Annotated in this window: 3 protein-coding genes; 1 reads left to right on the top strand and 2 read right to left on the bottom strand. The window is 68.9% G+C overall.

What is annotated here, in order from left to right; translation table 11 throughout:
- A partial coding sequence (locus ACRX5S_RS26125) for a S8 family serine peptidase (RefSeq protein ID WP_436775531.1) occupies positions 1-3,368 on the top strand: 3,368 nt, incomplete at its 5' end.
- 203 nt (positions 3,369-3,571) lie between these two features.
- Here ACRX5S_RS26125 and ACRX5S_RS26120 read toward each other — a convergent pair.
- Complete coding sequence (locus tag ACRX5S_RS26120; protein WP_436775530.1) at positions 3,572-5,173, bottom strand: hypothetical protein; 1,602 nt, start codon at positions 5,171-5,173, stop codon at positions 3,572-3,574.
- Positions 5,174-5,245: 72 nt separating this feature from the next.
- Positions 5,246-6,874 (bottom strand): hypothetical protein, encoded by a 1,629-nt coding sequence (locus ACRX5S_RS26115; RefSeq protein WP_436775529.1) that lies wholly within the window; start codon positions 6,872-6,874, stop codon positions 5,246-5,248.
- Positions 6,875-6,901: the final 27 nt, after the last annotated feature.

Below are 6,901 nucleotides of genomic sequence, written 5' to 3'. Positions count from 1 at the left end.
ACTCATCCTCGCCCCCCGCGTCGGTTGACGCCGGCGCGCTGGGCGTACGTCCGGCCGCGGTGCCGGGTGAAGCGCCACTCGGCACGCCCGACGCGACCGTCACCCTCATCACCGGCGACAAGGTGACCGTGCGTCGGGGCGACGGCAAGCCGTCCGTCAGCGTGCGGCCTGCGGAAGGCCGCGACGGCATCCCGATGCACGTCACCAACGACAGCCAAGGTGTCGCCGTCGTACCGCACGACGCGGTCGCGGCGATCCAGGCCGGGAAGATCGACCCGCGCCTCTTCAACGTCACGCAGATGATCGCGTGGGGGTACGACGACGCGCACACCCCCTCACTGCCGCTGCTCGGCAAGCGCGCCGTGGGTGTCGACGCCAAGACCGCACCGCCCAAAGGCACCGAGAAACTACGGGACTTCAAGGACCCGCGCGACTCCGGCTTCGAGAGTCTCAAGGCCGACAAGGCCAAGGCCGACGACCTGTGGAACGAACTCGTCGGCAAGGTCCCACAGGGCCTGACGGCCAACCGTGCCAAGCCACTTGGCGGCGGCCGGATGGACAAGATCTGGATCGACGCGAAGTCCGAAATCTCGCTGGACGCCAGCCGCTCCCAGGTGAACGTCGCACCCGCCTGGCAACAGGGCTACACCGGCACCGGCGTGACCGTGGCCGTGCTCGACACCGGCTACGACCCCACACACCCTGACCTGCAAGGGGTGGTGACGGCGTCTCAGGACTTCACGTCGTCCCCGAACGGGACCGTCGACGCGCACGGGCACGGCACGCACGTCGCCTCGATCATCGCCGGAACCGGGGCCGCGTCCAACGGCCGCTACAAGGGGATCGCGCCGGGCGCGCACCTCGCCGTCGCCAAGGTCTGCGACAACACCGGCCATTGCCCCGACTCGGCGGTCATGGCCGGAATCGAGTGGGCCGCGAACCAGAACATCAAGATCATGAACCTCAGCCTCGGACGCCCCGCCGCCCCCGGCAGCGACCCACTGACCGACATGGTCTCCCTGCACGCCACCTGGGGTGGCCGGGTGATGATCGTGGCGGCCGGGAACCGCGGTTCCGCGTCGCGTACCGTCGACGCGCCCGGCATCTCCCAGGCCGCGCTCACCGTCGGTGCCATCTGGTCCGGCGACCGGGTCGCGGGCTTTTCCAGCCGCGGACCGTCCATCGACAACAACGTCAAGCCGGACCTCGTCGCGCCCGGCGCCGGGATCGTCGCGGCTCGTGCCGCAGGCTCCACGATTGGTCTCCCCATCGACACCAACTACGTTGGCTTGGACGGCACGTCGATGGCCACACCGATGGCGTCCGCTGCCGCGGCGATCCTGCTCCAACAGCATCCGACCTGGTACGGCTGGCACATCAAGGGCGCGCTGCTGGAGTCCGCCCGCGAACTGCCGGGCGCGACCGCGTTCCAGCAAGGCGCCGGGCTGCTCGACATCGGTGCGGCGCTCTCTCGTACGGTCGTTCCTTACCACGTGACCCCGATCTCGCTGCCACAGCCGCACACCGCGGGGCAGACCGCTTCCTCGTCCGCCGACTACCTCAACAACGGGCCGCAGGACGTCACGCTGACCTTCGGCGTCGAGGCGTTCACCGAACTCGGCGCACCCGCACCCGCCGGGCTCGCCACCGTGACGTCCACGCCGGTGACCACCGCACCGGCGGCCTTCGGGAGCGTGGTCGTCACCGCCCACGCGGACGCCGCACCGCCGGGCACCTACTACGCGCGGCTGACCGGCCGCGACCCCAACGGAACCGCTGTCGTCTCGGTCCTCGTCGCCATCGACATCGCGGTCGCGAGGCCGACGCTGACCGTCAGCGCCCTCGACCGCAGCGGCGCGCCGACCGCAGGCGTCGTGCAGTTCTTCCACCACGAAAGCGGTCAGGCGCAGACGTATCAGATCACGAACGGCGCGCTGAACTGCGGGAGTTCCTGCACGTTCCCGGCGGGCACCTACTCGGTGCTGGCGCTGATGGACGAACGGCAGCCTTCGACGACTGGGACGACCGTCGGCTACAACGTGGCATTCCGCAGGGTGACCGTCTCCGCCAACACCACACTCACCTTCGACGCACGCCAGATGGTGCCCATCGGCGGCTCCGTTGACACAGCGGGAGCCGTACGGACGAGTGTGAAACTGGCCGCGCTCACCGGGAACGACCAGTTCCCCTACGTCACCATGGTGCTCAACCGGGGCGGCGGTACCACCCCGGCCATCGACAACCTCCGCGTGCTTCCGATCAGCACGCCCGGCATGACGTACCTCAACCTGTCGACCTGGTCGGACGGCACCGACAACAGCCCGTACCGCTACGAGGTCCTGGAGGCCCGCGACAACGGCGTGCCGACCAGCCCGGGGCTTGCGGCGACGAAGGCGACCATGGCCCACCTCGACACCACCTACAAGGCCCAGGGCGTCCCCGCGACCGGCGTGGTCGCGCACTCCGCGCTCTACAAGGGGATCGAGCTCGGCAGCGGGTTCTTCGAGGAGATCCAGGTGCCGGATCGCGTCGACGAGTACCTGACGTCCAATCAGGACACGGCGTGGAAGGGGAACTTCGATCTGACCGCGCCAGGCGCCTACACGCACAGCATGGACGACAGGACGTATGCCGCTTACCCGGTGGGCACCTCAGGGGTGATCCGCGGATCCGCCGTCATCGGGCCGACGCTGCCGACGAAGGTCGGCACCCGGCAGGGCGACGTCATCAGCTTTGGACACACCAACCTGCCGTCCCTGCTGGGTGACGGGTGGACCGGAGGCCTCGGCATGGCCGTCCCGGACCCGGGGGCCGAGATGACGCTCAGCAGCGGCGGCCACGTACTCGCCTCCGCGCACCCGTATGCCGGGATGTACAGCATGGCGCTCCAAGTGCCGGTCCCGCCGACGGCGAGTACGTACACACTGTCCGCGTCAATGTCCCGGACCGTGCCGTATTCCCTGCTGTCGACGCGAGTTCGGGTCGACTGGACGTTCAACTCCGCGCACACCGACCCGGCAACCGAGGCTTCGCTGCCGCTCTTCGGGGCCAGGCCGGTCTGCGGTCTCCAGGACATGAACGACTACAACCAGGTCAACGCGGGGACGGACCTGACGTGCCTTGTGGGGTTCGAGTACCAGCCTGGTGTGGGGTCGACCTTCGCGTCGGTGACGTCCGGGACCGTGGAGTACTCCACCGATGACGGGCAGACCTGGACCAGCCTGCCGGCCATCACCGCTCCCCAGGGCCTGGCCGCCATCACCATTCCCAATCCGACCGCCGGTTTCGTGTCGCTGCGCATCTCCGGTACCGACACCTCCGGCAACTCGGTCACCTCAACCGTGATTCGCGCGTACCAGGTCATCTGACCGGAGAACAAAGGTGCCGGGTGCGCGGAGGATTCCTCCGTGCACCCGGCACCGCCTTTTGCCGTCTCAGGTTCAGATGAGCGTGAGGGTGAGCGTTCCGGTGTACGACCCTGCCGCCGCGAATTCAGGTGTAGTCAGCGCCAGTTGGGCATCAGCGGTGAACCGTNCCCACCCCCCCCCCACCGCCTTTTGCCGTCTCAGGTTCAGATGAGCGTGAGGGTGAGCGTTCCGGTGTACGACCCTGCCGCCGCGAATTCAGGTGTAGTCAGCGCCAGTTGGGCATCAGCGGTGAACCGTCCGCCGGTGGTGGAGCCGTCCGGTGCCACGCTGCACAGCATCGACGCGGTCGAACCCAACGGTCCGGCCGTGCCGTTCGCGACCTCGTCCAGGCTGCCCTGTGCCGCCGCGCACGACGGGGTCCACGCGATGTTGCCCGCCGGGATCTTGTCGGTCCCGTTCGCCGCAACGAGATCGGTCATCGTGCCGGTCAGAGACCAACCCAACGCGCCGCCGCGGGAGTCCGTGACCGTCACCTGGTTCAGGCTGCCGTTCAGCGTCTGCGCCTGACCGTTGAGCGTCGCCGTACCGAAGTCGATCGCGGTACCCGCCTGCGTCATCGCCAGCGTCCCCGGTGTCAGCGCGACCGATGCCTCCTGGGTGGCGTTCGCCCCAGAGACGATGGTGAACGGGATGATGACCCGGTTCACCGACGAAGTCCCCTCGCGGATGCGGATATGCGTGAGCGTCGGGTCATTGACGGTGTAGTCGGCCCTGAACTTCCCGTCGGGTGTGGTGGCCAGGTTCACGGCCGGCAGGAGCGGGAAGCCGTCCGCGTTCAGCCCGTAAATGTTGATCGCGCGGTTCCCGGTCCAGTTCTCGCCCGTGAGGTGCACGGTCGTGCCCAGTGGCCCGCTGCTGACGTCCGCGACCACCGTGCGCGGCCCGCCCGGCACGAATGCCTTGACGACGAGATTGGCGCGCGCCTCTCCCACGCCATCGGTCACGCGGATCTGATACGTCCCGTCCGGCACGCCGCTCGTGGCGAGCGTCGCGGTTCCGGCGAGGTTGCCGCTACCGTCGATGGCAAGCATGTTCGCCGCGAACCGGTTGGCCAGGCAGTTGCTGCCGTCCCCTTCGCACAGGCTGAGCTGCGCGGCGGTGTTCGGTGCGAACTTGGTCCCGGAGAGCGTGATGGTGTCGCCCGGCTTGACCTCGGTGTCCGGGGCGTCCAGCGTGCGCGGGTCAACCTGCCCTCCCTCGACGGTGATCGATGTCGAGACCCCGGGAGTGGTCAGCGGCAGGCACTCGGTCTCCGCGTCGAAGGTACCGACCTGCGTGAACGTCGAGTACTGCTTGGGGGCGAAGTCGAGCGTGCCGGTCGCGGTCAGCGACAGGGTCGCCGTCATATCCGTGATGACCAGCGGCTGCCCCCGCAGCGTGCGCTCGTTCTTACGCTCACCCTCGACGGTCAGGACGCCCGGCTGAGAACCCGTCAGGTTGATCTGCCCCACCGGCTTCGTGGTGTCGGCCTCGATCGCCTCCAGAGGGCTGCTCTCCGGAACGTTGCTGTATGAGCCCCACTTCCACTTCACCGTGACCAGGTCGCCCACGGCGTACGTGTCCTTCACCGGACTGATCTGGATGTCCACCTTCGTCTCCGAGGGCGGAATCGGCAGTCCGGGGGCCAGCAGGTTCTTGCACTGCGAGGTGAAGGTGACTTCCTGGGCCTGCGCGGCGGGGGCGGCGGCCAGCAGCCCCCCGGCCAGCGCGAGCACCCCGGCCGCCACCGCGGCTCGTCGGGGCATGAGTCTGCGCGACAACTGTTCACTCCCTTGCACACGCGGCCCCCGCCCGGTGCGGGCGGGGACCGGACGAGGTCAGATCAGGGTCAGGGTGAGGGTCCCGGTGTAGGCGCCGGAGGCGGCGAACTCCGGGGTGGTGAGGGTTATTTCGGCATCCGCGGTGAAGCGTCCCCCGCTGGTGGAGCCGTCCGCGCCCACGCTGCACAGCGTCGATGCGGCCGAAGCCAGCGGGCCCGGGGTGCCGTTCGCGACCGTGCTCAGGCTGCCGGGGAGCGCGGCACAGGACGGGGTCCACGCAAGGTTGCCCGCCGGGATCTTGTCCGTGCCGTTCGGGGCCACCAGGTCGGTCATCGAACCGGTGAGCGTCCAGCCGAGGTTGCCACCCCGGGCGTCCAGGACGGTGACCTGGTTGAGCGACGAAGTGACGGTCTGTGCCTCGCCGTTGAGCTGCACTGTCCCGAAGTCGATGCCGTCGCCCGCCTGCGACATGCTCAGCGAACCCGCGGCGAGGTTCGCCGAGACGTCCTGCGGGAGCGGCGGGGTGGTGCGGACGGTGATCGGCACGAAGACCCGCTTCGTCGAGGAGATGCCCTCCCTGACCCGGATCTGCGTGGTGGAAGTGTCGGTCACGGCGACCTGCGCGGTGAACTTGCCGAAGGGATCGGTGAACGCGCTGACCGTCGAGCCGGTCAGGCTGCCGTCCGCCGCCACCGGAACGATGTTGACGTTGCCCACCGCGTTCCAGCCGCTGCCGGTGACCGTGACGGTATCCCCCACCCCCACCACGTCGGGGGTGGCGGTCGCGACACGCGGATCCGGCGACACGTACCGGGTCACGATCAGCGGCGACAGGGCGGCCTTGAGCCCGTCCGACACCCTGATCACATACGCGCCGTCCGGGATCTGGAACGGCGACGGCGCGAGGGTCGCCTTGCCGGTCAGCTTGCCCTCGCCGTCGACGGCCAGGGTGTTCGACGCGAACCGCTCCGGAAGGCAGTTGGTCCCGTCGCCGTTGCAGAGCGACAGCTGCGGCGTCGCGTTGGGCGCGAAGTTGCTGCCGGTCAGGTCGATTTCCCACCCGGTGTGGGTCTCGGCCGGAGCGCTGATCACCGGGTCGGGGGTCGGCGCGCCCTCGACGTTCAGTGTCACGACGACGCCCGGCTCCTGTCCGGCGACCGGGCCGCAAGCCGTGGCGGACTTGATGGCGCCGAGCGTGGTGACGGTCTTGTAGCCCTTCGGCGTCAGGGTCACCGCGCCGGGGCCGGTGAGTGTGAAGGTCCCGGTCATGTCCGGAACCATCAGCGGTTCACCCCGGTTGGCGGCGGGATGCTCCTGCGGGCCCGACACCTGCACGGTGTCGACCTGGGCTCCGGCAAGGGCGATATCGCCGAACGGCTGGGTCGAGTTCTCCGGAAGCGTCTCCAACGGGCTGCGGTCCGGAACCTTCGGGTACGTCAGCCACTTCCAGTCGACCGTCACCTGGTCGCCGACCGTGTACGTGTCCTTGACCGGCGAGACGGTGACGTCGTACTTGCTCGGGACCTCGCCGACCGAGCCTATGAAGTCGTTGACGCACTCGGACGTGTACTCGACCACCGTGGCCTGTGCCGCGGGAGCGGCCAGCACCACCAGGCCGGTGGCGGCCAACGTTCCGGTCGCCAGTGCGGCCGCGGCCCTGCTGCGAAACGTTCTTCGGAACACCAAGGTGCTTCTCCTTCATGTGATCAGTAC

It is taken from the genome of Yinghuangia sp. YIM S09857, assembly GCF_051388915.1.
Lineage (GTDB): Bacteria > Actinomycetota > Actinomycetes > Streptomycetales > Streptomycetaceae > Yinghuangia.
This window is presented reverse-complemented; position numbering and strand designations above follow the sequence as displayed.